The sequence below is a fragment of the Aeromonas sp. FDAARGOS 1408 genome, from assembly GCF_019048665.1.
GTDB classification, from domain to species: domain Bacteria; phylum Pseudomonadota; class Gammaproteobacteria; order Enterobacterales; family Aeromonadaceae; genus Aeromonas; species Aeromonas dhakensis.
Genome location: NZ_CP077394.1, coordinates 335,002 through 356,593, shown reverse-complemented (window position 1 = coordinate 356,593; position 21,592 = coordinate 335,002). Strand labels below are relative to the sequence as shown.

General features: G+C 59.7%; 34 protein-coding genes. 3 read left to right on the top strand and 31 right to left on the bottom strand.

What is annotated here, in order from left to right:
- Positions 1-48 precede the first annotated feature (48 nt).
- The 21 genes from I6L38_RS01870 to I6L38_RS01775 form a co-directional block, all read right to left on the bottom strand.
- Complete coding sequence (locus I6L38_RS01870; protein ID WP_216989081.1) at positions 49-324, bottom strand: phage tail assembly protein; 276 nt, start codon at positions 322-324, stop codon at positions 49-51.
- Positions 321-677: a phage tail tube protein gene (locus I6L38_RS01865; protein WP_216989080.1), complete on the bottom strand. Its 357-nt coding sequence runs from the start codon at positions 675-677 to the stop codon at positions 321-323. Before I6L38_RS01865 ends, I6L38_RS01870 begins: the two co-directional genes overlap by 4 nt.
- The gene (locus tag I6L38_RS01860; RefSeq protein WP_216989079.1) at positions 678-2,171 is read right to left on the bottom strand and encodes a phage tail sheath subtilisin-like domain-containing protein; all 1,494 of its coding nucleotides are present in this window, start codon (positions 2,169-2,171) and stop codon (positions 678-680) included.
- Entirely contained in the window at positions 2,171-2,395 is a 225-nt protein-coding gene (locus tag I6L38_RS01855) for a DUF2635 domain-containing protein (RefSeq protein ID WP_216989078.1), read from the bottom strand. The genes I6L38_RS01860 and I6L38_RS01855 overlap by 1 nt, the downstream gene beginning before the upstream one ends.
- Positions 2,396-2,397: 2 nt before the next feature.
- Positions 2,398-3,081 (bottom strand): hypothetical protein, encoded by a 684-nt coding sequence (locus I6L38_RS01850; protein WP_216989077.1) that lies wholly within the window; start codon positions 3,079-3,081, stop codon positions 2,398-2,400.
- A complete protein-coding gene (locus tag I6L38_RS01845; protein WP_216989076.1) occupies positions 3,078-3,599 on the bottom strand; it encodes a hypothetical protein in 522 nt (173 codons plus the stop codon). The genes I6L38_RS01850 and I6L38_RS01845 overlap by 4 nt, the downstream gene beginning before the upstream one ends.
- A gap of 14 nt (positions 3,600-3,613) precedes the next feature.
- The gene (locus I6L38_RS01840) at positions 3,614-3,979 is read right to left on the bottom strand and encodes a head-tail adaptor protein (protein ID WP_216989075.1); all 366 of its coding nucleotides are present in this window, start codon (positions 3,977-3,979) and stop codon (positions 3,614-3,616) included.
- Positions 3,976-4,296 carry a head-tail connector protein gene (locus I6L38_RS01835; RefSeq protein ID WP_216989074.1) on the bottom strand — a complete coding sequence of 107 codons (321 nt, stop codon included), beginning with the start codon at positions 4,294-4,296 and terminating at the stop codon, positions 3,976-3,978. Before I6L38_RS01835 ends, I6L38_RS01840 begins: the two co-directional genes overlap by 4 nt.
- A gap of 2 nt (positions 4,297-4,298) precedes the next feature.
- A complete protein-coding gene (locus I6L38_RS22700) occupies positions 4,299-4,430 on the bottom strand; it encodes a hypothetical protein (RefSeq protein ID WP_302055691.1) in 132 nt (43 codons plus the stop codon).
- 83 nt (positions 4,431-4,513) lie between these two features.
- The gene (locus tag I6L38_RS01830; protein WP_216989073.1) at positions 4,514-4,675 is read right to left on the bottom strand and encodes a hypothetical protein; all 162 of its coding nucleotides are present in this window, start codon (positions 4,673-4,675) and stop codon (positions 4,514-4,516) included.
- Positions 4,676-4,834: 159 nt separating this feature from the next.
- Positions 4,835-6,121 carry a phage major capsid protein gene (locus I6L38_RS01825; RefSeq protein ID WP_216989072.1) on the bottom strand — a complete coding sequence of 429 codons (1,287 nt, stop codon included), beginning with the start codon at positions 6,119-6,121 and terminating at the stop codon, positions 4,835-4,837.
- Positions 6,122-6,188: 67 nt separating this feature from the next.
- Positions 6,189-7,127 carry a S49 family peptidase gene (locus I6L38_RS01820; protein WP_216989071.1) on the bottom strand — a complete coding sequence of 313 codons (939 nt, stop codon included), beginning with the start codon at positions 7,125-7,127 and terminating at the stop codon, positions 6,189-6,191.
- Positions 7,115-8,362, bottom strand: a complete 1,248-nt coding sequence (locus I6L38_RS01815; RefSeq protein ID WP_216989070.1) for a phage portal protein — start codon at positions 8,360-8,362, stop codon at positions 7,115-7,117. The genes I6L38_RS01820 and I6L38_RS01815 overlap by 13 nt, the downstream gene beginning before the upstream one ends.
- Complete coding sequence (locus tag I6L38_RS01810; protein ID WP_076362410.1) at positions 8,362-8,547, bottom strand: hypothetical protein; 186 nt, start codon at positions 8,545-8,547, stop codon at positions 8,362-8,364. The genes I6L38_RS01815 and I6L38_RS01810 overlap by 1 nt, the downstream gene beginning before the upstream one ends.
- Entirely contained in the window at positions 8,541-10,262 is a 1,722-nt protein-coding gene (locus tag I6L38_RS01805; protein ID WP_216989069.1) for a terminase large subunit, read from the bottom strand. The genes I6L38_RS01810 and I6L38_RS01805 overlap by 7 nt, the downstream gene beginning before the upstream one ends.
- Positions 10,263-10,271: 9 nt before the next feature.
- Entirely contained in the window at positions 10,272-10,757 is a 486-nt protein-coding gene (locus tag I6L38_RS01800) for a phage terminase small subunit P27 family (RefSeq protein WP_033136783.1), read from the bottom strand.
- 102 nt (positions 10,758-10,859) lie between these two features.
- Complete coding sequence (locus tag I6L38_RS01795; protein WP_216989068.1) at positions 10,860-11,234, bottom strand: HNH endonuclease; 375 nt, start codon at positions 11,232-11,234, stop codon at positions 10,860-10,862.
- An 88-nt stretch (positions 11,235-11,322) separates the two neighbouring features.
- Entirely contained in the window at positions 11,323-11,865 is a 543-nt protein-coding gene (locus I6L38_RS01790; protein WP_216989067.1) for a DUF2514 domain-containing protein, read from the bottom strand.
- On the bottom strand, positions 11,862-12,323 hold the full coding sequence (locus tag I6L38_RS01785; protein ID WP_216989066.1) for a glycoside hydrolase family 104 protein: 462 nt from the start codon (positions 12,321-12,323) through the stop codon (positions 11,862-11,864). Before I6L38_RS01785 ends, I6L38_RS01790 begins: the two co-directional genes overlap by 4 nt.
- The gene (locus I6L38_RS01780) at positions 12,310-12,756 is read right to left on the bottom strand and encodes a phage holin, lambda family (RefSeq protein ID WP_254204181.1); all 447 of its coding nucleotides are present in this window, start codon (positions 12,754-12,756) and stop codon (positions 12,310-12,312) included. Before I6L38_RS01780 ends, I6L38_RS01785 begins: the two co-directional genes overlap by 14 nt.
- 24 nt (positions 12,757-12,780) lie before the next feature.
- A complete protein-coding gene (locus I6L38_RS01775) occupies positions 12,781-13,158 on the bottom strand; it encodes a hypothetical protein (RefSeq protein WP_216989065.1) in 378 nt (125 codons plus the stop codon).
- A gap of 1,274 nt (positions 13,159-14,432) precedes the next feature.
- Here I6L38_RS01775 and umuD point away from each other — a divergent pair.
- Both umuD and umuC read left to right on the top strand, forming a co-directional pair.
- Entirely contained in the window at positions 14,433-14,855 is a 423-nt protein-coding gene (gene umuD / locus I6L38_RS01770) for a translesion error-prone DNA polymerase V autoproteolytic subunit (RefSeq protein ID WP_216989064.1), read from the top strand.
- A gap of 3 nt (positions 14,856-14,858) precedes the next feature.
- Complete coding sequence (gene umuC / locus I6L38_RS01765; protein WP_216989063.1) at positions 14,859-16,133, top strand: translesion error-prone DNA polymerase V subunit UmuC; 1,275 nt, start codon at positions 14,859-14,861, stop codon at positions 16,131-16,133.
- Here umuC and I6L38_RS01760 read toward each other — a convergent pair.
- Positions 16,105-16,458 carry a hypothetical protein gene (locus I6L38_RS01760; RefSeq protein WP_216989062.1) on the bottom strand — a complete coding sequence of 118 codons (354 nt, stop codon included), beginning with the start codon at positions 16,456-16,458 and terminating at the stop codon, positions 16,105-16,107. The two genes, umuC and I6L38_RS01760, sit on opposite strands and share 29 nt — an antisense overlap.
- 259 nt (positions 16,459-16,717) lie before the next feature.
- Here I6L38_RS01760 and I6L38_RS01755 point away from each other — a divergent pair, with 259 nt between their 5' ends.
- On the top strand, positions 16,718-16,912 hold the full coding sequence (locus I6L38_RS01755) for a hypothetical protein (RefSeq protein WP_216989061.1): 195 nt from the start codon (positions 16,718-16,720) through the stop codon (positions 16,910-16,912).
- A gap of 265 nt (positions 16,913-17,177) precedes the next feature.
- Here I6L38_RS01755 and I6L38_RS01750 read toward each other — a convergent pair whose 3' ends face one another.
- From I6L38_RS01750 to I6L38_RS01710, 9 genes are all read right to left on the bottom strand, one after another.
- Positions 17,178-17,720 carry an antitermination protein gene (locus I6L38_RS01750; protein ID WP_254204180.1) on the bottom strand — a complete coding sequence of 181 codons (543 nt, stop codon included), beginning with the start codon at positions 17,718-17,720 and terminating at the stop codon, positions 17,178-17,180.
- An 86-nt stretch (positions 17,721-17,806) separates the two neighbouring features.
- Positions 17,807-18,160, bottom strand: a complete 354-nt coding sequence (locus tag I6L38_RS01745) for a DUF1064 domain-containing protein (RefSeq protein WP_254204179.1) — start codon at positions 18,158-18,160, stop codon at positions 17,807-17,809.
- Positions 18,157-19,146 carry a DUF968 domain-containing protein gene (locus I6L38_RS01740; protein ID WP_216989059.1) on the bottom strand — a complete coding sequence of 330 codons (990 nt, stop codon included), beginning with the start codon at positions 19,144-19,146 and terminating at the stop codon, positions 18,157-18,159. The genes I6L38_RS01745 and I6L38_RS01740 overlap by 4 nt, the downstream gene beginning before the upstream one ends.
- Positions 19,143-19,409: a hypothetical protein gene (locus I6L38_RS01735; RefSeq protein WP_254204178.1), complete on the bottom strand. Its 267-nt coding sequence runs from the start codon at positions 19,407-19,409 to the stop codon at positions 19,143-19,145. Before I6L38_RS01735 ends, I6L38_RS01740 begins: the two co-directional genes overlap by 4 nt.
- Entirely contained in the window at positions 19,399-19,611 is a 213-nt protein-coding gene (locus I6L38_RS22760; RefSeq protein ID WP_216989058.1) for a DUF3283 family protein, read from the bottom strand. Before I6L38_RS22760 ends, I6L38_RS01735 begins: the two co-directional genes overlap by 11 nt.
- Positions 19,583-19,876 carry a hypothetical protein gene (locus tag I6L38_RS01725; RefSeq protein ID WP_211067169.1) on the bottom strand — a complete coding sequence of 98 codons (294 nt, stop codon included), beginning with the start codon at positions 19,874-19,876 and terminating at the stop codon, positions 19,583-19,585. The genes I6L38_RS22760 and I6L38_RS01725 overlap by 29 nt, the downstream gene beginning before the upstream one ends.
- A complete protein-coding gene (locus tag I6L38_RS01720; RefSeq protein WP_216989057.1) occupies positions 19,873-20,469 on the bottom strand; it encodes a 3'-5' exonuclease in 597 nt (198 codons plus the stop codon). The genes I6L38_RS01725 and I6L38_RS01720 overlap by 4 nt, the downstream gene beginning before the upstream one ends.
- Positions 20,466-20,756 carry a DUF3850 domain-containing protein gene (locus tag I6L38_RS01715; protein ID WP_216989056.1) on the bottom strand — a complete coding sequence of 97 codons (291 nt, stop codon included), beginning with the start codon at positions 20,754-20,756 and terminating at the stop codon, positions 20,466-20,468. The genes I6L38_RS01720 and I6L38_RS01715 overlap by 4 nt, the downstream gene beginning before the upstream one ends.
- Entirely contained in the window at positions 20,753-21,562 is an 810-nt protein-coding gene (locus I6L38_RS01710) for a Bro-N domain-containing protein (RefSeq protein ID WP_182951501.1), read from the bottom strand. The genes I6L38_RS01715 and I6L38_RS01710 overlap by 4 nt, the downstream gene beginning before the upstream one ends.
- Between the last annotated feature and the right edge of the window lie 30 nt (positions 21,563-21,592).

Here is a 21,592-nt window from a genome sequence, read left to right as displayed (position 1 = left end):
TCCACCACCTCGCCATGTCAAAGTAGCGGTCAAGAATGTCGCGCTCGGTTACCCCTTCAGGAAAAAACCGGCGACGTCCCAGGCGGCATTGTTGAGGTCGGCCGGCTCAATCTGCTCCACGGCGCTGGCCGGGATAGCGCACAGCTCGATCAGATAGCCCTTCACCTTTTTCATGTTGATGCTGACCTCCCCTTCGGGGGTCATGGTGTAGGGCAGGCCAAGGCGGCAAACCTGCTCACCAGTCGGCTTTTTAAGCTCCAGCTTGGCGACCGGCTCGCCGTGCGCCTGAATAGGGGCAGATAGCGTGATGACTTTATGGTTCATTGAAAGAAGCCCTCTTCGGCGTTGAATTGCAGATCGACGGTGCCATCTTCGGGGTTGTAGTTGGCCTCCCCCTCGAGCCAGGCATTTTTCAGCACATGGACCCAGCCATTTGCCAGCTCGGAGGTGATGGTCATGCTGTCACCCTCGATGATCTTCTTCAGCGGGAAACCCTTGGGCACCTTGAACGTCCCCTTCATGTATGGGGCGCGGTGCGTCTCTTTGTAGTCATTGCCGCCGCCGAGATCAGTGATGGTCTCCTTGACCTTGAGGTTGAGGGGGACTTCCATCCCCCCGGTCAGCGACAGCTGTTCGCCGTCAACCTTGATGTAGGTAGTACCTGAGATGCGGGCCATTTATGCAGCCTCCTGATATTGCAGACGGAACTGGTTGAGCAGCGCGAAGACACGCAGACCGTTGACGTAGTCCGGCGGGAACAGCACGTTGACCCGACCGGAATCGCCATCTCGTTCCACGATCAGGTACTGGGCGAATAGCTCGCTGTTTTCGACGATGCCGAGTCGCTCCATGACGCGGTATTCGCCGTTGAGCTCGCCTTTGATCACCGCCGGGGTGACGATGGCCTGCCCCTCACCAAAGCGGGTACCGTCGTTGGCCAGCTTGTGGCGGCCATACTTGCTGGTCACCAAGGTGCGCAACCGGCGGATCACATAGGCGGAGGTGTGCAGGGTCTCGCTATCGAGATAGGAGTTGTCGGCAGCACCGTACTTGTTGCGCTGGTACATGGTGATCGCACGTTCGACCATCATCACGCCAGAACTGGCCGTCTGGGTGGCGATGCCACTGGTCAGCAGCACCTGCCGTTCGGAAATGGTGAAGCGCTTGCCGGTCGGAGCCGGCAGCAGACCGTTGAGCTCGCCGGTCTGGGTCGGCCGAGCCGGGTCGATGCGGATAAATACCGCATTGCGGGCACAGCTGGCAGCAGCCACTTCGTAAGGCGACGCTGCCGTCAGCGGCTCGACGCCGGTCATGGTGACATGCTGGCTGTTGCGGGCCTTACCGAAGGTGGAGAGTTCAGAGAGAGTGCCGCGTTTGGCGCTGTAGAGATGGCCGTAGATTTGGCGCAACCACGACCAGCGGCCGGTGGCGTCGTTCATCTCCGCCTCCAGCACATCCAACGATCCGCTGTCATGCCAGGGAGTGGCGATAAAGTCGAACGGCTCATCACCCATGGCCGCAATGGCAGCGGTCAGATCCGGCGAGCCAGCGCCGTTGCTCATGGCAGTCAGGGCCACGTTGATGCCGTTGGGCAGGGATTCGCCACCCATCACACCACGGTAGTTGAGCGCCAGGTTGATATCGTTACCGGTCAGCCCCTTCCATTTTGCAGTGACCGTCACCACACCAGCAGATACGGTTGCGGTCACCGGCAGGCTGGGATCGGAATCGATCGCCGCCTTGATGCTGGATGCCACCGCAGTGGCGGCCGCAGAGGCTGGCACCCCGGCCTGCACGCGCTTGCCAGCGATGTAGAGCGAAACCACGCCGGCAGAGATGGCGGTACCGGTCACCGTGATGGTGGCGGTCGCAGCAGCGCCTGCGCTGGGCTCAGGCACGTCGATCAGCCACAGCTCGCCGAACGAATCGACATTGCGATAGGCTGCCACCATGGCGGCCAGCTGGCTGCCGGCACCGACCAGACCTGCCGCCAGGGCGGGGTTGGTGACCTGCTGCAACTGGTTCTTGCCGGTGGTGACAGAAGCCAGGCCATGGCCCAGCACCAGCGCCCGCAGGGTTTCGCTGGCGCTATTGGCCGCCGAGTTGTCCATCTCCGCATAGAACAGCGGAACCCGCAGATCGGCGGGAATATTGTTGAAGCTGACGGTCATTATTTTGCTCCCTTCTTGCTGGCCGTGACCTGAGGTGCGGCCTCGGCTGCGGGCTCTTGCTCGGCTTCCGGCTCTTGTCCAACCGGAGGTTCGATGACGACATCGCCATCAAGCTGGCGGCGATACCAATACTGGTTGGCGAGCACCTCGCGCCCTTCAGCGGGCAGCAGGTCGCCGCGGTCAGGATCGGGGACCGATCGACCGTCATTGGGTTTGACGAACATGGTTATTCCTGTGGGGTTGGGGCGAATCCGAGCGAGCTAGCGTCATTCATGGCGTGAGCAAGCTTGAGCATGTTGCTGTAATCGCTGACGAATACGGTGTTGACCGGGAAGTTGAACTGATGCTCAATGATGCGCCATTCTGGCGGCACCACGTCGGGGCCTAACCCCGGGCTGATATAATCGATACCCCACTGGTCGCCGTGGCCGCAGAGCCCCTCAAACTCGGGGAGTGCCTCCAGATCTTCCCATTGGCGGGTATCTTCCGGGCCGATCTCGAACTCGGCCGAGAATTCGAACTGGTAGTAGAGGTGTGCCCGATTCATGTCGAGCAGGTTGCCACCCTGATAGGTAATGCCGTTGTACTTCTTCTCGTCCGGCGACCAGCCCATCAGCGCCTTCCAGAGCGCCTCTCGCGCCTCTTCAATCACATCTACCGAGGCTTGACCGCGAGCGTCCTGGGTGTTGTTGACCACGACCACTACGGCAAAGGCGTCGGTTATCTTCTGCCAGTAATCGGTCTGGCTGCGGTTCTCTTCTGCGTTGTCATCAAGTGGGATGACATAGGCTGCCGGCAGGGCCAGCTTGTTGTTCTCGGGCAGCGGCTTGAATTCGGATGCACCCGCGACTCTGCTGCCAAACATGGGGCAGCGTTGGCGAATGGCCGCAATCAGCGGGCTTATCTTCATGTCGGTTTCTCCGGCCTGACCGATGCCCGCAGGGCTGTGAACAGGGTTCGCTGGATTTCGTAGCTTCGGTTTTTGAGGGTCTTGGCAAAGTAGTTCTGACGGGGAGCGATGCGCCACGATGATCCGCCGCTGGCCCCCTTGCGGTGACTCTTTGCCCGCTGGGCGCCACGCCTGACCCCATAGAAGAGATAGGCAGGATAAAAGCCATCGCTCGGGATATCTTTCGAGGCCCCTTCTCCCTTGTTGTGGCTCAGCTTGACCATAAAGCCCGGGCGGTTTGCAGTAGCCCTTGGCACGAAGTAGCCGATCGACTTGGCCAGATCACCGGACTGATAGCCAGGCGCCTGCCCTGCACTGGAGATGGCCCGCCGCGCCACCGCCCGCCGATTGTCGCGGAGCAGGGTGCGGCCGACATCGACGAACGCCCGCCGGACGCGGGCCTTGTTGAAGCGGATCTCCTGTGCATCCGGGAAGTCGACGTGGAGATAAATGCCCGAATTTGAGTTTTCAAACCCCATGGCCACCTCTCCTGTTATGTCGGCAGATCCAGCTGCTCCAGTTCGACCAGCGCCCAGACGGTTTCGCCGTTTAGCGGCTCGCAGCGCTTCACCCGATAGACGATCCCCCTGTGCACCATCTGGTGGTCACAGGTGAGCTGACGCCAGCGGATCAGGCATTTGTGCGTCACCTTTTCGTCAATCTGCACCCCGGCCTGATAGATGCCGCCGGTGACAGGCATCAGCTTGCCCCAGGCGTTGATCTGGTCGTGGTACACCTGACGGGTGGAAAAATCCTCAGCTGGTTCTTCGGTTACTCGCCGGATCTGCAGGCGGTTTTTGAGCTCGCCGGCGCTGGGCGGGCGCATGGCGTTGACGACTGACGATTGGCGGATCTTCATATCGGCATCCTGGTGTAGGGGCCAATCAGGTAGCGAAAAGCGAATGGGACCTCGACTTTCTCGAAGTCGGAGACCGCCTCGCGGTTGTTGAACCAGTGCGCCACCATCAGCAGGCCGGCGGCCTTGAGGTCATCACTGATCACCAGCTGGCGATCCGTCATCTCCGCCTGCGGCGCATCGAGCAGCTCCCGGTCGGTGTGCTGCTCGATAGCCCGGCGGGCGGCCCCGATGTAGAGGTTAAGCAGCAGATCCTGGCTGGCGTCATCATCTTCGAGGCGGCACTGGTGCTTCACCTCTTCCAGCGTGATCCACGACATAACTACTCCTCGGCTTGTTCCGGCTCGGCTTGTGCCAGTGCTTTCTTGAACACCAGTTCGGCTTCAGCCGGTGGCAGGCGGGTGATATCGCCTCGGCTGTAGTTCTTCCACGGGCCGATGAAGCGCACCAGCACCCGCTCATCATGAAGGGGGGCCGGCTCATCGCCGCTCTGCTGCTCGTGATCGGCGTCAGTGGCGCCAGCGGGCTGATCACCAGTCAGCGGCGCGGGTCCAGCTCCGGCTGCATCGCCGGTTGCATCGCCTGGCGCTTGGCCTGCTGCGTGGTGGTCAGAATCTGATCCATCGCCTTCGCCAGTTCCGGCGTTGGGATCTTGCCCAGTGCCTGCATCGGCATCGGGTTGGGGGGTGTCAGTTTCATTGCTGGTCGGCTCCTGCGGCGGTTCGTCGCTCTGCTGCTCGTGATCGGCGTCAGTGGCAGGTGCCTGCCCTGCGCGAGCGCCTTTCGGTTGCTTGGACATGTCAGCTCCTTGTTACAAGGTGATGAGAGAGGGCGCCAGTGCGGCGCCCTGCTGCGGCCTTACCAGGTAACCTTGGTACCCAGCGCCAAACCTTCCGGATGACGGAAGCCCACATCGTGGTTGCCGACCAGGCGGATCAGCGACTGGTTGCGGGAGAAGGAGCTGACCATGTCACCGTTGCTGTCCACATAGGCCGCCTCGGTAGAGAAATCGATGGTCATGTTGTCCTGCTCGCCGATCACCACGTCGTTCCAGTCGGCGAAGTAGATCTCAGACTCGTTAGTACCGGTGCCGAGGTTGGTCGGAATGGTATTGGTGTGCGCAATGGGGTACCCCTTGAGCATGCCTTGTGCCATCTCCGGATAGACCTTGTTGCCGTTGCCATCGCGCAGGCCGAACAGCTTCATCCAGGTGCGCGGGCTCATACCCCAGCCCGGATAGACCATCAGGCTGTCGGAGCTCATCAGCTTGAGGATGAGCTTGTCCAGGTAAGCGTCGATGGTCTGCATGTCGGCGGTACCGGTCCACTCGACAGTGCGGCCTGCATCGGTCGCGACCTTCTTGAAGCCGATCGGGGTGTTGTTGGTGCCGTCATCGCGCAGGAAGGCTTTATCCTCGCGCACCGCCATGGCGGCGATCATGTCGCTCAACACCAGCTGCTCGACGTTGTAGCCGGCGCAGCCGATCAGCTGGTTGCTGATGGGCACCAGGGTGATCATGGTTTTGGCAGCCAGTTTCACATCACCGAACTGGCTAGCGGTACCGCGAGCATCGAGGCCCTCGCCCACGTAGCTGGATGTCGCGCCGCCGGTCATGCGCGGCATGGAGAGGTTGCCGTTGGGCAGCGGCACCACGCGGGCGCCCAGCTTGCGCACAATGGTCTTCGGGCGCAGCAGCTCGATCACTTCGGAGTGCAAGTTCTCGGGGATCAGGGCACCACCTGAACCGGCGGCGGTGCTGATGGCCATAGCCACCTGCTGGTCGCCGATTTCTGTGGCAGCGAATTTCTCTGCCAGCTGCAGGTCACCTTTGCCGGCAGCGACAGCCATCGCCATACGGGCAAAGCCTGCGCCCTGATATTGTTTCAGCTCCGGCTTCACATGGACAGCCGGAGGCGCCTGGGAGCCGTGAGCGTTGACCGGTACCGCCTGCTGCGCCATCAGGCGCTCGGCGCTCTCTTGGCGGGCGATGGCGGCGCTGATCTTGTTCGCTTCGCTCTCCAGGTCAGCAAACTGCTGCAGTTGCTCATCGGTAAGAGCGGTGCCGCTGGCTTCGAGTTCTGCCAAGGCTTTGACCTGGGCGGCGATTTCGCCACGCTCGCGGCGGAGGGCTTCGATAGTCTTCATCGATTGGTTTCCTTTGGACATAAAAAAAGCCCCTTTCGGGGCTTGTTGGCTGGGTTCCGCCGCTGGGCTAGAACTGGTTCTGTAATTCGATGGCGCGGGCCCGCAGGCCGATGCTTTGCGCCGGTTTTACCGGTTTGGCCACGCTGGCGGCCAGGCCGTTTAGATAATCCTGCGGGTTGGCCAGTTCGTCGGCCAGACCGTTGTTGACCGCCTCTGCACCGCTGTAGAGGGTGGCCTCGGTGGCTTTCACCTGCTCGACGGACAGGCCGCGATAGCGGGCCACTGAGCTGATAAACAGGTCGTAGGCCTGATCCATGCGGTGGTTGATGGCCGCCATGGCGCCATCGCTGAGGGGCTCGTGGGGGGTGCCGTCCTTTTTGCGGTCACCGCGGTAGAAGGTGGTGAACTTGAGCCCAACCTCTTCCTCCCACTTGCTCACCTCCATGTGCTCCATGATGACACCAACAGAGCCGCAGCCGCCGGTTTCACTGACCACCACCTTGCTACAGGCTGAGGCAATGAAGTAGGCCGCCGAGTAGGCAGAGAAGTTGACCAGCGCAGTGATCGGCTTGACGCTGCGCTTGGCATAGATGTAGTCGGCCAGCTCCTTGCAGCCGACCGCATGGCCACCGCCGGAGTTGATATCGAGCACGATCTCTTTGACCCGCTCGTCGGCGAGGGCCGTGGCGATCTGCGACCTCGCCCACTCGTAACTGGTCAGTTCGGTGCAGGCGCCATCGATTTGACCGCGCCGCGCTACCAGAATGCCGTGCAACGGGATCACCGCCAGCCCTTCCACGCGGTACTGCGATTCGCTGCGGGCCTCGAGCTGTTTGGGCTCCAGCGCATCCGACAGGTCATCGGCGGCCATCACCTCAATCTGGCTGCCAAGCATGCGGGGCATCAGCAGGCTCTTGACCCCTGCCAGCACCTCCTGGGTGACATAGAGCGGACACCCGAACACCTGGCTGGCCAGGTGCGGGTAGTTGATCATCAGCTTCGGCATAGGATGGCCTCGATTTCCGTGATTTGTTCCTGGGTCGCCTGGGTGATGCCTTGCGGCAGCTTGCCGGTAGAGACCATGTTGAGCGGGGTCAGGTAGATATCGCCACCCTGGATCGGGGGCAGGTTTTCCAACCGGCGGATATCGTTGACGCTGAGCCAGCCCCACTGGCGGCCGAGGGCGTATGACTCGTAACGGGACTTCTGGTCTGCCCGCAGCAGGCCGGAGAGGTTGAACTCGATATAGAGATCTTTGCGCTCATTCGGCAGCAGCAGGTCGCGCATCATGGCGGCCTCGATGCGCTTGACCCACGGCAGCAGGGTGTAGATGACGAACTGCAGCCCCTGATGCTCGATGTTGTTGTTGGTTGCCCGATCCAACTCGCCGATCATGTGTGGCGGGACCTTGTAGAGGCGGCAGATTTCGATGGCGCCATATTTGCGCGACTCGAGCAGTTGGCTCTGCTCGTTTGTCATCGCCATCTGTTTGTACTGCATTCCCTCCTGCAAGATCGCCACACCGAAAGAGTTGCGGGCCCCGGCGTAGGCATCAACAAACTTCGACTTGAACTGCTCCAGTGACTCTTGGGTTGTGAATGGCTTGCCGGTGGTTTCGATTGTTCCTGACAGGGTGGTGCCGTTGGCAAATACCGATCCGGCATGCTCATCCACCGCCATAGCCAACCCGATTGCATCCGGGTTGCTCTGGATCGGCGAGACACCAAGGTAACCATCCAGACTGAAGCCCTTGACGTGGTGCACCATCCGCATCGGAAGGATCTGGTTGCTGCCATCAAGCAGCTGATAGTAAGGCAGCCCGTCAGGCCCCTTGAGTACCATCATTTTGTCCGGGTTGACCGGGATCAGCTCGTTGATGTATCCGTCGCCACGGCGCCCAATAATGCTGTAGCTGTTGCCGCGCAGGCCAAGGTGGCCCATGCGCTGCTCGTTAAACTCGAAGCTGGTGTCTTTCTGGTTAGGGCAGGCGTGGACAATATCGTACAGCGGGTGGTCGGTAGCCCGGGTGCGACTGTCGTCGCTGCGCTGGTAGAGCTCGCACGGCAGTTGGGCAATGGATTCAGCCAGCAGGGTGACACAGGCGCGGACTGTGCCCTGTGCCAGCGCAGACTCCGGCGTGACCATGACGCCCGCCTTGCTGCGCCGCGCCCGTACGCTCGAGATCCACTGACTGAAGTTGCCACCACCACCCCTGCGCTCAAACAGGAATGGGAAGAACATCAGTCACCACCTCGCTGTTTGTTGTTTTGGTGCCAGGCGATGGCACGACTCAACCAGGCAGACCAGCCCAGCGCCAACAGGCCTCCGACCACCCAGCCGAGCGGGGCAGACCAGAGCCAGGCGCCATAGGTCAGCGCGGCGGCACCCAGCAGGCCCACCAGAAAGGCGATGATGTTCATCAGCATAGGACGTCCGTGGTTTCGTAAATGGATTTGGTATTGCCGCGGCCCGCGACCATGGCGCGGCCGATGGCCATCATGAGCGCGACAGCGCCGTCAATTTTCTGATCGGCAGACTCCTTGACCGGGCGCACCACATCGTCGTTACCGGGCAGGTTCTTGCCGATCACGTTGCCGATACACCAGGTCATCAGGCTGTTGCCATCGTGATGGAAACGGCCGGACTGTATGGCGGCCTCCAGCTCTCGCATCGGGTCGCTCATGTTGGTGTAGTTCTGGGTGATGGAGATGGGGGTCAATCCCTCATCTGCCAGATCGTGAGCCAGTGCGGTTGCGCCTGCCGGGTCGAGCGGAACTTCCAGCACGTTGCCACTGGCGGCAGCCTCTTTGGCTACGGCCAGGATTTCTCGATAGTCAATCTCGGCACCCTCTGTGGTGCTGAGCTCGCCCAGGTTCATCCACTTCTGATAGCGCTCTGCCAGCCGCCGGTTGTCAGTGTTGAAGGCCGTATCTTCCGGCACCCAGAACTCTGGGGCTATCGAGTAGTAGTGGCGCTTGCCGTCAATATCTCGCCAGAACAGTCTGGCCATGGAGTTCATGTCGAGCTTGCGGGCAAGGTCGAACGAGAGGATCAGCTCCTGCCCCTCGAACTGCTCCAGCGTCAGGCTGCGATCTTCGCAGGCCTTCCACGCCTCCATGTTGTAGTAGGCGGTTTTGGCCGACACCCAGACGTTGAGGTGCTTGGTCTTGAAGATGTTGGCAAAGCGGGCCGACTTGATGGCCTTGGCCTGTTGTGCCAGCAGGTATTCGGAGTAGACGGAGACGCCCATGTTGGGGTTGGCCTTGGCCAACACCTTGGGGTCAGTCCAGTCGTCACCCTCGTCAATGGTGTAAATGATGCCGAACAGCTCATCATCTGGCACCGTGCCCGCCAGCATTTCGATCACCTCCCGCCGCTTGTCGTAGCAGGGGCCATCGATGTTGTAGCCAGCAGTGGTGATGACCCACATCAGCGGTTGGCGGCGGGCGCCCATACCGGTGATCATGGTGGTGTAGAGGTCATCCGTGTCGTGCTCGTGGTATTCATCCACGATGGCACAGGATGGCGACTGGCCATCACCTGGGTTGCCAATCAGCGGCTCGAAGCGGGCGCCGTCAGAGGGGATATTCAGGTTGCTGGCGTTGACTTCGATACCGAAGTGATCGAGTAGCGCCTGGGTGCGCTTGGCCATCAGGCGGGCGGGGCGAAACACCTCCCACGCCTGTTTTTCTGTGGTGGCGCCGGAGTAAACCTCGGCGCCAAATTCGTTGTCTGCCGCGAAGCAGTAGAGGCCGACCGGCGCAGAGAGCGCCGACTTGCCGTTTTTACGCGGGATCTCGTTGTAGACCTCGCGGAAGCGGCGCAGGCCGCTCCCCTTGCGCACCCAGCCAAAGACGCAGCAGATGATGAACATTTGCCACGGCTCAAGGTTCAGGGTCTGGCGCTTGAACGCCCACTCCCCCTTGGTATGGGGCATGAGCTGGACAAATGTGGCGGCTCGCTCTGCCTTGTCCTTGTCGAACCGAAACCGAAACTTGGCCGACTTCTCTTTGGCCAGATCATCGAGGTGGCGCTGGCAGGCCTGGATGACATAGCGACAGGCTGGGATCTTGCCGCGCACCACGTCGCGGGCGTAGCCGTTTGCCACGTTGACATAGGGATAACTTTTGCGTGTTGCCATCGGTCATCCCTACAAAGCTGCGAACGGGTTCCCCCCTCCCTGTTTCTTGTTGCCTCCGATCAGGCGTGAGCGGCTGGACGGGTCCAGCCCAAGCAGAGAGCCGTAGCTGGTCATCTGCTTGAGTGATTCGTTGGCCACCGTACAGGCGGGGTTTTTGACCGGCCCGCCGGTTGCCCCTTCGACAACCAGGCCATGTTTGGCGATCTCGATTTCCGCTCTGCGCCAGCGCGAGTATGCCGCGCAGAAGGCCTCGAGGTTGTGCAGGTCGGTGACACAGAGCACCTCGGCACCGCAGAGCTCACGGATCACCATGTCCCACATGGTCGGGGCCCACTGATCCTCTGCCAGCCATTCAGGGCATTCGACATAGAGCAGCGGGGTGAAGGTGGGCTCTGCGTTGTTCAGCGAGCGCTTGCCGGGGTTACCAGCCAGCCGCTTCAGCGCCGTCGGTTTGGGCTTGCGACCTTGACCAGGCGCTCTTGGTGCCCCTGCCATCGCGCCCTCCATTTAAATTTTTAATTTCGCGGGTATAAAAATTCGACCGGGCTGGCAGTCACGGAGGCGAAAAGGTGGAAGGATTTGATCCCCCCCTCCCCCTCAGGATTGCCCGTGGCGGCCAGCAGAGGCCTCCTGCTGCGTCTTCTGCTTGTGACAGCACCGGCAGATGGCCTCGAGGTTGGTATCGTCATCCGTGCCGCCTGCGGACTTTGGCACGATGTGGTCAACGGCATAGGCGGAGGTAATGATCCCCTTGCGAATGCAGGGCTGACATAGCCCGCGATCTCGCTGCATGATGCGCTCCCGGCGCTTGCGCCAGCTGGCGCCATAGCCACGCTCGGATGATGACGACTTGGCAGCGACACGCAGCCAACCGACAGCCAGACCTGTATGCTCGGAACAATAACCACCTGGCGCATCGGTCAGGGCATGACACCCTTTGGCCCGGCAGATCTGTTTGATACGTGGTGGCATGGCTATCGCTTCAAATAGGGCGCCGCACCGGACGCAGTTACACGGAACGACCCGTCAGTTTGGAGAGTGACTCGGTGCGGCAATTCGGTTAATCGGGATTGGTAAGGGAGAGGTAGGCTCTTTGGCAGGCCATGCCTGATGCTCGAGCGCGGTCATACGCTCTTGCCAACTCTCCCGCTCGCGCATCAGCCCGGCCGAACAGGTCGGCGAGCACCACGGCGGACTGTCCGGCTGCATCGCCTGACTGGGCAGTGCCGGAATGGCTGGCGCACTGACTGGCTCTGAGAGCAAGACGCCCTGCTTGCTCGCGCAGGCCGACAGCAGCAGCGTCAGCGACAGCAGCGTCGCGTTCAGCATTGGCGATCTGTTTTTCAGCATCTTGTCTCACCTTATCCATATCAGCCTGACGGCGCCGCTCAGCCTCGCGGGCAGCAATCTCGGCATTGGCCCTTGCCGTCGCCAGTTCGGCCGACTGCTTATCCCACTTGGCAGACCACTCCAGCTCTTTTTCGTGAGAGCCGCTCGAGTAGCCTTGCTGATAAAGAAGCCACACCAGAAAGAACATCACTGCCTGGCGCAGCAAAGACCACAACACAGGGTGCGCCTTGAGAAACAGGCGAACCGCATTCATGCCAGTACCCCGCCGAGCTCCTGGAACTTGGCGAGCAGCTTCTCTTTGGAGTGCTCCGGCTGGTTGTAGCCAGCACCCGGCAAAGACGCCCAGATGTTGCGGCACTTGTCGATCGCAGCACCGATACGGCCAGCCTCGACATCGGCCAGCGCTCGCCGCTCGCGGATCAGCTGAATCGCCCACGTGTCTTGAGATACCGGGCCGAAGTCCGGCAGCGCCAGTTGCGCCTTGTAGTGCTGCCAGTGCTTGCTCAGAAACTGATAGCGGCCGGCCGCCGTACTTTTCAGCCCCGGCGCCACCTGGATAGACACGTTCGGGTGCTCGGCATAGCTCGCAAAGGTCTTGCCCGGGCTGACCAGCTTGTCATAGCCATCATCACCACGGCCGATGGTTCCTTCGCTGAATGCCAGCATATCGAGAAAGGCCGCCAGATTGCGGCTACATTCAATTCGCGCCATCGCCAAACCTCCGATCTAGCACACGACCAGCAAACTCGCGGATTTTCTCTACCCCGAGAAAACCGATAGATCCGCCGACAAAGCCCGAGGCCGTCGCTGGGATTCCGAGCAGGTCCAGCCCAGACATCACCGACAACGAGATAGCGCCACACAAGGCAGACTCCAACAGGCGCTGCCTTATCGCTCCGCCGGAGTAGGTCACCCTCAACCAGGAGATCACCACCGACAGGATAAAGCCGTACAAAGCGGGCCAGTGGGCATCGGCCCAGGCCAGCAGCCAGGCCAGCAGGCCAAGGTCTTTTTCAGGCATCTTCATACCCACCACCCCGCGGGGCTCCAGAAACGAAAAAACCCCGGCGAAGCCGAGGTTTGGAAACAGAATAGAAAAAAGACCGCCACCTTTAGGGTGCAGTCTTCCATCATTGGGTTTCACTCTACACAAAATTGCTTTTTACTGTCAACTACCTTTCACTGGCTGTTTTTCCCACCACGTATCGAATGATTCAGCGTTGGCCATTCGTTCCGGGGCGCCAATCACAACGGCATGGTGGATCTGACTTATGTCATAGCGGCTCATCTGCATGCCTGCCATGATCGCATATCCGTCTGCTGTGCGTTTTATCCATCGGCTAGGCGTGGTAAACAGCGATGCACACTGCTCAGCCTGATCACTAGGTAAGATACCATTAAGACCTTCCACACACATTACGGCCTGCGAGTGTGAGATGTAATTCTCAGTTCCCATCACCGCTCCGAATCCATTTGTTAGAAAGTACATCCCATACCCAGCCACAAACATGGCCCCGCCTATGGCTCCCAACATTTTGATATTCATATTGTTTCCTCAAACTCAGTTTTGTTGTATCAACCAGCGTGCAACTACATCCTCCGGCGTTTGCCATCTGCTGCAAAGCGGTCAGTTCTACCCTGCCAGCTCCCATATCTCTCCCACACCTCTCCTGCTCAATCAGCAATTTCAAGAGCGCCGAATTTCCATCACTAAGCAATTGTCCAACACGAAATTCGACAAAGCTTCCTTCGTGAGTTTCGCATGCGAAAATACCTCTCCCCAGCCAATAATGTAGGGAATAATCATTCGTCAACATAATAACGGGCCTCCGGCATCACCTGCTCGGATAAAAATTGAATGCGTTAGTTATTCGGCAGGAGCTGCCAGTGCTCATAATTTACAGATCTGAAATTGAGTCTGTCAACAGATTTCGGAAAGTTCTTTATTAACAAAATCGAGCGATGAAAATTGTTCCATCGGAACAACGCTACTCTCTGTAGCATTTTTCTACTGCCTGTAGATTATAGTTAAGAAATTTATGAACTTGAGTTTATGTAAAACATAAAAGCAATACGTGAAATATCAGACTATCCATCATTGAAGCGTCACGACAATAATAGATAACAATGTTTTTTATACATGATATAAACATTGCCACTATCCGCTACACCATGGTCGGCCTAACTGGCCTTACCCATCGCATCAAACCATGGTTGCTGGCCACTCACGCCAACACAGCTGCATTAAAGGCTTTTAGGCTGATTACCCATCAAGATTGCAATCTTGATGGGGGGCGGCGCCGGGCACACAAGCCCCAATCGAACCAACTCAATCACCTCAACCACCTCAGAACCTGCATGCCACCTGACTTTAATGGACTATCTACTTTTGTGCGCTCAGCATGATGACATCATCACAAAATCAAATAATCAGGGCCGGTTGTTCAGCATCAGATTTTTAATATTGATTGTTAGGGTGTTCATGTGCACCAAAAGTAACCATTGGCAGATGCTATAAAATGATTTTAAGACTGGTATCATCCTCCACAAAAAAGAGTTTAAGCGAGTTAGTTGCTTAAACACTTTAACGGAACCAGCCTGTCGGCGCCTAAAGCATCTATGCATTGCTTATATAGTATTTTAAAAATGTTTTACCGATACAGAATATGGGTTTGTCACAACAGTACATTTTTAGCCGCTAAAATGATTTTAATGTGGTGAAAGGCTGCCTCGGCAAACCCGCGTTAACCCAACTGGCACCTGATGCGGACGGCAAGGGCCCTTGCTATACTGTACAAAAACACAGTGAGAGCCACAACCATGCTTGCTATCCCGCACCCATCACCCGACAGCCTTGAGCTGCCGCTGTTCCTGTCGCCTGTCACCTGTGGCTTCCCCAGCCCGGCCCAAGACTATGTGGAGCAGACCATCGACCTGAATCAGATCTGCGTCGAGCATCCGGCCGCCACATTCTACGTGCGCGCCAGTGGGCACAGCATGGTCAGGAAGGGGATCCATGACGGTGACCTGCTGGTTATCGACAGGGCGGTAAAGGCCCGCCACGGAGCCATCGTGCTGGCCTGCCTGGATGGCGAGTTCACCGTCAAGGAACTGCAGGAAACGCCCCGGCCAGCCCTACTGCCGGCCAACCCCGATTTTCCTCCGATTTATCCGCAAGAAGGGCAGGAGCTGGAGATATTCGGCGTTGTCACTTTCGTGCTCCACAAGACCAAGCTGGGGTAGACCATGCCCACCGCCATCGCCCTGGTAGATGTGAACAACTTCTACGCCTCCTGCGAACGCCTGTTTCGGCCTGATCTGAAGGGGCGGCCTATCGTGGTGCTCTCCAACAATGATGGCTGCGTGGTGGCCCGCTCGGCCGAGGCAAAAGCCATTGGCATCAAAATGGGGGTCCCCTACTTCCAGATCCGCCAGTTCTTCGAGGCGATGGGCGGGATCTGGTTCTCCAGCAACTATGCCCTCTATGGCGACATGTCCCAGCGGGTGATGACCATCCTGGAAGGGATGGCGCCAGCAGTGGAGGTCTACAGCATTGACGAGGCGTTTGTTGAGCTGAGCGAAAGCTGGGCAGGCAACCTGGTGGCCTATGGCCGACAGATCCGCGAACGGGTGCAGCAGTGGACCGGCCTCACCGTAGGAGTCGGCATCGGCCCCACCAAGACGCTGGCCAAGCTTGCCAACTATGCCGCCAAGAAGTGGCCGGCCACCGGTGGCGTGGTGGACCTGCGCGACGAAGCCAGGCGGGCCAGGCTGATGGCCATCACCCCGATCGAGGAAGTCTGGGGGATTGGCCGGCGGCTGACGGCCAGGCTGGAGTCTCAGGGGATCCGCACTGTGGCCGAACTGGTCGCTGCCGACCCAAAGAGCCTGCGGCGCCAATATGGGGTCGTGGTGGAGAGAACGGTGCAGGAGCTGCGGGGGATCCCCTGTGCTGACCTCGAGCAGCTTGCGCAGGCCAAACAGCAGATCATCTGCAGCCGAAGTTTCGGGGAGCGCATCACCCAGATCGGCCCCATGCACCAGGCGCTCGCCGGCTATATGGAACGGGCAGCAGAAAAGCTGCGAGCCGAGGGCATGTGCTGCCGCCATGTCACCCTGTTCATCCGTACCAGCCCATTCAGCGACAAGGCACCCTATTACGGCAACCAGGTGAGCACCAGGTTGGCCATGCCCACCCATGACACCCGGGCACTACTGGCCCAGATCCCTGCCCTGCTTCCCCGTATCTGGCGAGATGAGCAGCGGTACCAGAAAGGAGGCGTGATGCTGGCCGACTTCACCCCGATGGGCATGCAGCAGGGCGATCTGTTCGCCGGCGACCAGCAAGCCCCACGCAGTGAGGCGCTGATGCAGGTCATCGACAAGATCAACAGAGGGCGGTTGGGGAAGGTCTACTTTGCGGCTCGAGGCCGGGACACCAGAGAGTGGATGATGAAGCGAGAACAGCTCAGCCCCCGCTACACCACCTGTTTCAACGAGCTCCCCGCGGTGAAGGCATAAACTTCACCAGCTTTGTCAACTGCTGCTGAATCGGCTTCCACTTTGGATCTGACGGGACCTTCTCCACCCTGGGTGCCGGTTCCTGATGAATGCACAGCACCTTGATGAAAATGCGCTTTGGCGCCTTCCCCTCTTCCCTCAATCCACGGCGAACCTTCACGGACTTGTCCACCCAATCAGAGGTCCGCAGGTAGTTCATCAGCTGGACCGCCTGTGCGCTGGGGATGTCAAACGCCGCCGCGACATCGTAAAGGTCGAAGAAGTCGCCATAGAGCAAACCCCACCCAGCCACCTTTAATGCAGGCTCTTTCAATTTGCTATCCATGTCGCTCTCACGGGATTCCCTCGGTGATCATCAAGATAGCTGCCACCTTAACAATGCGAAATCGTAAGCTTACCGGTCAAACTCTCGTCACATTGATAATCATGCCTTGTCCAACAACAAGAATGATCGGAAAATAGCATATCAGGCCCAAATGGCCATAGCTTGATGATGCCGCCACACGGCAAATCACTGCGCAAGGAGAATGAGATGAATATCCCCGTTTACACGATTGTTACAACCCCACCAACAGAAGGAGAGCATGATGCTCGACGACGACACCGCAAGTCGGAAAAACGACAAAAAGAAAGCCACTTCACATCGATATATGAAGTGGCTACTTGGTAAGCTAATAGACGTTTTACTGACGTTAGCTTTTGAACAAACTTTGACGCATCTTTGGGTTCACATGCTTGGCGGCCTTGAACACATAGAGCTGGTCAAAATAATCATTTGATATGCAAGGGGCTTAGGCCCCTTTTTTACGCCGTTTGACGCAACTATTTTACATTGCAAATACTACCTGTGTTGTTGACATAGTGCAACTCGACAGCGATTCGAATGCTGGTCCACAAATCACCAAAAAACCTTCTCTGCTTTGCGCATAAAATTCAAAGCGTATTTAGACACTGATTTTCTTTGAGTTCTTGAGTGAAAAAGCCGCCAGAAAAAACATCTGGTGGCACACACAAAAACCAGCTGATAGATGAGCATCTACGCCACTATGCCGCCGTCACTCGCTTGTAGAAGGCTTCCACCTCACTCTCCTGCACATGGCACCATGCCAGCACCGCCTGATAGAGCGGATACCACTGCTGTTCCCACTCATTGCGGGTCATGGAGCCAAGCAGGGGTTCGATGGCGCGGCGCACCTGGGTGCCCGGGATCGGGCGCAGGCCGGTACCATTGCAGCGCGGACAGGTCTTGTCGATGGCCTTGCCGTGCAGCCGGCTCAGCTCCAGATCACGGATCACCCCGCGCCCCCGGCAGAACTGAGGGTGACAGGCCGCCCCCGGGGTGTCCACGGTGCGGCAGAAGTGCTGAACCGCCAGCGCAGCCAGCGCTTTGAGTGCCAGACCTTGCCGGCGCTCCTTGATGGCCCCCACGTACTTCGGCGCCAGCTTGCTGCACTCGGCCATCACCCCGATCACCGCCTTGCGGTGGCTCTCCTTGTCCTTGGTGTAGCGGGCCATCACCAGTGCCAGGCCAACGGCCTCATATTTCTGCACCAGACCAAGGGCCCCCAGAACATCCGCCTTGGTCAAATGGCTGGCTCCTGTCGAACGAGATTGAATCGCCTGGATCATCACCGAGCGCGGCGAACCGATGGAAATTGCGTACTCGAGCCTCATCAGAATGCCTCCAGTGACCAGCAGGCGCCTTTGCGCTGTACCCCGACGAAGGTGAACATCCAGTGCTGCTTGGCTGCCACCTTGATCTTGACCCGGGCATCGTCCTCCCAGAACCCTTTCACCTCGTGCAGCTCGATCAGCCCATCCCCGCGCACCACCATGAAATCCGGGGTGTAGAAGGTCTTATCGGCCAGCCGCAGTTTGAGCGGCTCAAACTCGAAGTGCAGCACCTCCCCTGCCAGCATCAGCTGACGCAGGTGGCCGGCATAGGCCTCCTCGGTCTTGTTCATCGAGCCCGGCACCGGCTGCGGGCGGGCCCGCGCCTTCACCACCCTTCCACTGTATGGCGTCATCCAAACACTCCCAGGCCGGCGGCCTTGTTTAACGTCATCGCGACGTGATCCAGCTGGCTGCCGTGGGCTTGCTCCCACTGCTGCCAGCCATTGTTGTGCAATTCCATGTGTGCCTGGTGGCAGAGCGGAAAGGTCATCAGGTCATGGGTCTTGCTGCCCATCACGCTGAGTCCGTGCCCCACCACATGGTGCGCCTCAATGCCATCGGTCTGGCCGGTCACCACGCAGGGCAGCTGGCGCACGAACGCCAGATAGTTGGCCGACTCCCACCGCTTCATCTTGGGGCGGGGGATGTGCAGCATAGGCGGCTCTGGGTCGATGGCCTTCACCACCGGCTTGGCCTTGATCCTGCCGCGCAGCTCTGCCAGCGGATCCTGCTCCAGCAGGGCCTCTTGGTTCACCCGATAGCGGGAATCAGTCTCCCGATAACCGCGCCCGGGCACCAGCACCCGCTCTGGCTCCAGCGCCGGCAAGCGGCAGGCATGGCGAACAACGGCGATCGGCAGATGCCCCTGCACCTTGTACACGCTGGCCCACCAACAGAGATCCCGTGCCTGCAACTGGGCAAGCTGCACCCCGCACCAGCCGGCCACCTTGGTCAGCAGCGCCCGGGCGATCGCCTCGGCATGCTGACCTGGGTCGAACGGCAACTGGCCGTCGCGGAACTCGTTATCGTGGTGCCAGCACAGAGGCAGCGGCAAGCCGCCCATCTCGGTGATGACCGACTCCCCGATGCAGTCATGGCCGATCAGGCACTGGCCCACGCTGCGCAAGGCCAGCTCGCCGCCGGCAGCCTTGACGATGGCGGGATTGAGCAGGGCCCTGGCCAGCTCAGGGAACTGGGCCAGCAGATCACCCCCTTCTGGAGCAGGGACGAGCACCGCCGGGCGGTTGGAGAGTGAGGTGCGCAGCTTGGCCAGCTCCTCCCCCACCTTCAGCAGCACCACCCCCATCTCTGGCACAAAGACCGGATGGGTCGGCATCATCCCAGCTTCTCCACCATCTCCAACTTGTCGAGCAGCGGGCCAAGACGGGCCAGAAGCTGATAACTGGCCGTACGGCGCAGGGCGGCTGCTTCGGATGCGATAACCCGGCGAGCAGCCTCGGCGGCTGTCAGGCCCGGGCAGGCGGTGTCGATGGAACGGAACAGCTCGGCGCTGGCATTGATGGCGGCCCCGGCGGGGTTGTTGGCCTGCTGCTGCAGGTGCTGCGCTCTGGCCGCGCTGCGGCTCGTGAATTTACTGATCATGTGACCCCTTTACCTCACGGTAGTGGTTCAGCCGATCGCGAAAATACTCCTGGTACTCCGCTGGCTGTTGAGTGATGGCCTTGGCGACATCATCGCGACTCGCCTGGCCGAGGCGGCACCGCCACACAAGGAGGGCCGCCTGCTTATCCAATTGTACCCTCTGACGGTCCCCTTCAGGAAGCCGCGCCAGATTGAATGTCATGGCCGGATACCTCCTGCCGGATCCGGCTGGCAGAGTGAGCGGCCCTTTCTGCCGCGAAGGCCAGCGCCTCCGGCGTCATGCCGGTGGCAGCAGCATGCTGCATCACCTCGGCAGATCGCTCCAGCTCATGCAGGGCGGCCGCCAGTTCCACCTCCAGCACGGTGGCATTGCGCACAACCACCCCGTTGCTGTCCACTACGTGGTGCAGGGACCCGGCGAACGGCCCGCTGTAGGGCCGCAGTGACAAACCACAGGGAAGGTTCATGCCTCAGCCTCGAAGTAGCCCAACTCACGTTTGAAGCCGGCCAAGATGTCGATCAGGTAGGCGGCTTCATGGCGGGCATCATGCAGAGCGTGATGGCGGATCCCATCAAATGGCCGCTGGTACTTGGGGTCAATCCCAAGCAGCACTCGGCCCATCCAGACGGCAGTCCGAAGGCTCTGGTTACCTCTGAACCCCCATGGCTGCTCCACACCCCACTGCCGGTAGGCATCCGCCAGCAGCACGTTGTCAAACTCACTGCCGTTGCCCATCAACTCGACGGCGGCCGCCTTGCTGAAGTGTCGGGACAAGAAGTTGGACAGCGCCTGCAGCGCATCCACCAGGAACAGCCGGCCTGCATTGCCGAACATCTCCTCCCAGGCCGCTGGACTCTCCGCCTTTTGCTGCTCCCAGAATGCCAAGGTGTCGTCATCGCGCTGGCGGCCCTGCGCCAGATCGATCCGGCAGTAGAACTCATCAATGGCCTGCAGCCGAGTGACATCGACAATCACCACCCCGATGGAGCCGATCACAGCATCAGCTCCCTTGCCGAGCGTCTCGATATCGACGACGGCGACCAGACTTGGGGTATTCATACTGCATGCTCCTCAGAAGAAAGAGCCGGCTCTGCCATCGCAAAGACGACAAAACCTGGCTGTTGTGCGTAATCCGTGACGTAGGTGATCACTTTGGTGACTGACTTGCCGGTGTAACAGAGTGTGGCCGCCAGGCTGATAGTGCTGTCGAACTCCCGCAGCACCACCAGATCACCCCTTTGGAAGTCACGATCGCTATTATCCCGGATCTCGAAGGTCTTATCCCCTGCGATGACCGCAGCGAAGTAGCGGGGAGCGATCTTCAGCTCGTGAGTGACCTGGCTCATGCCGCCACCTTCCCCAGGCCGACCTTTGCCAGCAGATCGGCAAAGCGGCTCTGGTACCAGTGCGGCGCCGTCTCACGCTGGCAGCGCGGATCCACGATGTTCTTGCCATAACGCAGCCCGGCTGGCGTGATCGACCAGAACTCCTTCTGCTTGTCCGGGGTCTTGCTGGACGGCCGGCTCATCTTGACGATCAGCCCTTTCGACTCCAGCAGCGCGTTGAAGTAACGCACCCCCATGGTCACCCCGTGCTGTTTCAGGCCTTCGGTGGCCGAGAAGGTGGCACGCGAACTGCCGTCAGTGGCGTCGCTCGGCGCGTCGATGGCGTAGGATGGCAGCAGGTTCGGCAGGCCATGCTGGCGCTGGATGGTCTGCAGCATGCCCAGCTTGCCGGAGTTGCTGACGTTCAGCATGCGGGCGGCGGTCTCGGCAAACAGCAGCTCGACCTGTACCGCCTCCACATTGACCGTCGGACCGGTGGGTACCTGGTACTGGCCGGTCGTGCGCAAGGACGGCAGGACTTCACCGGTGACCCACCGCTTGAAGGCCTTGGCCGCCGGCAATTTGCTGCCGAAGATCAGTGCGTAGACCCCGCCCTCATCGAGGAATGACACCTCCTGCACCCCGCTGGTTGTGGGGGTGTCGCGTTTCACGACATCCCCTTCATCCACATGGCGCTTCACGGCATCCCGCGCATTGCTGTAGCCCAACGCCTTGCACACATCGACAGCGCAGAACAGCACTCGCCCATCTTCCTGGATCAGGCGCACCTTGCCGAACTCTTCACTGTCAAAACTCAACACCTGCATGTCACTCTCCCGATTGTCATGATGTAGGCT

Bases quoted from the DNA above. Each gene is read 5' to 3' on its own strand.
- I6L38_RS01870 (WP_216989081.1), bottom strand. From the start codon at position 324: ATGAACCATAAAGTCATCACGCTATCTGCCCCTATTCAGGCGCACGGC.
- I6L38_RS01865 (WP_216989080.1), bottom strand. From the start codon at position 677: ATGGCCCGCATCTCAGGTACTACCTACATCAAGGTTGACGGCGAACAG.
- I6L38_RS01860 (WP_216989079.1), bottom strand. From the start codon at position 2,171: ATGACCGTCAGCTTCAACAATATTCCCGCCGATCTGCGGGTTCCGCTG.
- I6L38_RS01855 (WP_216989078.1), bottom strand. From the start codon at position 2,395: ATGTTCGTCAAACCCAATGACGGTCGATCGGTCCCCGATCCTGACCGC.
- I6L38_RS01850 (WP_216989077.1), bottom strand. From the start codon at position 3,081: ATGAAGATAAGCCCGCTGATTGCGGCCATTCGCCAACGCTGCCCCATG.
- I6L38_RS01845 (WP_216989076.1), bottom strand. From the start codon at position 3,599: ATGGGGTTTGAAAACTCAAATTCGGGCATTTATCTCCACGTCGACTTC.
- I6L38_RS01840 (WP_216989075.1), bottom strand. From the start codon at position 3,979: ATGAAGATCCGCCAATCGTCAGTCGTCAACGCCATGCGCCCGCCCAGC.
- I6L38_RS01835 (WP_216989074.1), bottom strand. From the start codon at position 4,296: ATGTCGTGGATCACGCTGGAAGAGGTGAAGCACCAGTGCCGCCTCGAA.
- I6L38_RS01830 (WP_216989073.1), bottom strand. From the start codon at position 4,675: ATGAAACTGACACCCCCCAACCCGATGCCGATGCAGGCACTGGGCAAG.
- I6L38_RS01825 (WP_216989072.1), bottom strand. From the start codon at position 6,121: ATGAAGACTATCGAAGCCCTCCGCCGCGAGCGTGGCGAAATCGCCGCC.
- I6L38_RS01820 (WP_216989071.1), bottom strand. From the start codon at position 7,127: ATGCCGAAGCTGATGATCAACTACCCGCACCTGGCCAGCCAGGTGTTC.
- I6L38_RS01815 (WP_216989070.1), bottom strand. From the start codon at position 8,362: ATGTTCTTCCCATTCCTGTTTGAGCGCAGGGGTGGTGGTGGCAACTTC.
- I6L38_RS01810 (WP_076362410.1), bottom strand. From the start codon at position 8,547: ATGCTGATGAACATCATCGCCTTTCTGGTGGGCCTGCTGGGTGCCGCC.
- I6L38_RS01805 (WP_216989069.1), bottom strand. From the start codon at position 10,262: ATGGCAACACGCAAAAGTTATCCCTATGTCAACGTGGCAAACGGCTAC.
- I6L38_RS01800 (WP_033136783.1), bottom strand. From the start codon at position 10,757: ATGGCAGGGGCACCAAGAGCGCCTGGTCAAGGTCGCAAGCCCAAACCG.
- I6L38_RS01795 (WP_216989068.1), bottom strand. From the start codon at position 11,234: ATGCCACCACGTATCAAACAGATCTGCCGGGCCAAAGGGTGTCATGCC.
- I6L38_RS01790 (WP_216989067.1), bottom strand. From the start codon at position 11,865: ATGAATGCGGTTCGCCTGTTTCTCAAGGCGCACCCTGTGTTGTGGTCT.
- I6L38_RS01785 (WP_216989066.1), bottom strand. From the start codon at position 12,323: ATGGCGCGAATTGAATGTAGCCGCAATCTGGCGGCCTTTCTCGATATG.
- I6L38_RS01775 (WP_216989065.1), bottom strand. From the start codon at position 13,158: ATGAATATCAAAATGTTGGGAGCCATAGGCGGGGCCATGTTTGTGGCT.
- umuD (WP_216989064.1), top strand. From the start codon at position 14,433: ATGCTTGCTATCCCGCACCCATCACCCGACAGCCTTGAGCTGCCGCTG.
- umuC (WP_216989063.1), top strand. From the start codon at position 14,859: ATGCCCACCGCCATCGCCCTGGTAGATGTGAACAACTTCTACGCCTCC.
- I6L38_RS01760 (WP_216989062.1), bottom strand. From the start codon at position 16,458: ATGGATAGCAAATTGAAAGAGCCTGCATTAAAGGTGGCTGGGTGGGGT.
- I6L38_RS01755 (WP_216989061.1), top strand. From the start codon at position 16,718: ATGATGCTCGACGACGACACCGCAAGTCGGAAAAACGACAAAAAGAAA.
- I6L38_RS01745 (WP_254204179.1), bottom strand. From the start codon at position 18,160: ATGACGCCATACAGTGGAAGGGTGGTGAAGGCGCGGGCCCGCCCGCAG.
- I6L38_RS01740 (WP_216989059.1), bottom strand. From the start codon at position 19,146: ATGATGCCGACCCATCCGGTCTTTGTGCCAGAGATGGGGGTGGTGCTG.
- I6L38_RS01735 (WP_254204178.1), bottom strand. From the start codon at position 19,409: ATGATCAGTAAATTCACGAGCCGCAGCGCGGCCAGAGCGCAGCACCTG.
- I6L38_RS22760 (WP_216989058.1), bottom strand. From the start codon at position 19,611: ATGACATTCAATCTGGCGCGGCTTCCTGAAGGGGACCGTCAGAGGGTA.
- I6L38_RS01725 (WP_211067169.1), bottom strand. From the start codon at position 19,876: ATGAACCTTCCCTGTGGTTTGTCACTGCGGCCCTACAGCGGGCCGTTC.
- I6L38_RS01720 (WP_216989057.1), bottom strand. From the start codon at position 20,469: ATGAATACCCCAAGTCTGGTCGCCGTCGTCGATATCGAGACGCTCGGC.
- I6L38_RS01715 (WP_216989056.1), bottom strand. From the start codon at position 20,756: ATGAGCCAGGTCACTCACGAGCTGAAGATCGCTCCCCGCTACTTCGCT.
- I6L38_RS01710 (WP_182951501.1), bottom strand. From the start codon at position 21,562: ATGCAGGTGTTGAGTTTTGACAGTGAAGAGTTCGGCAAGGTGCGCCTG.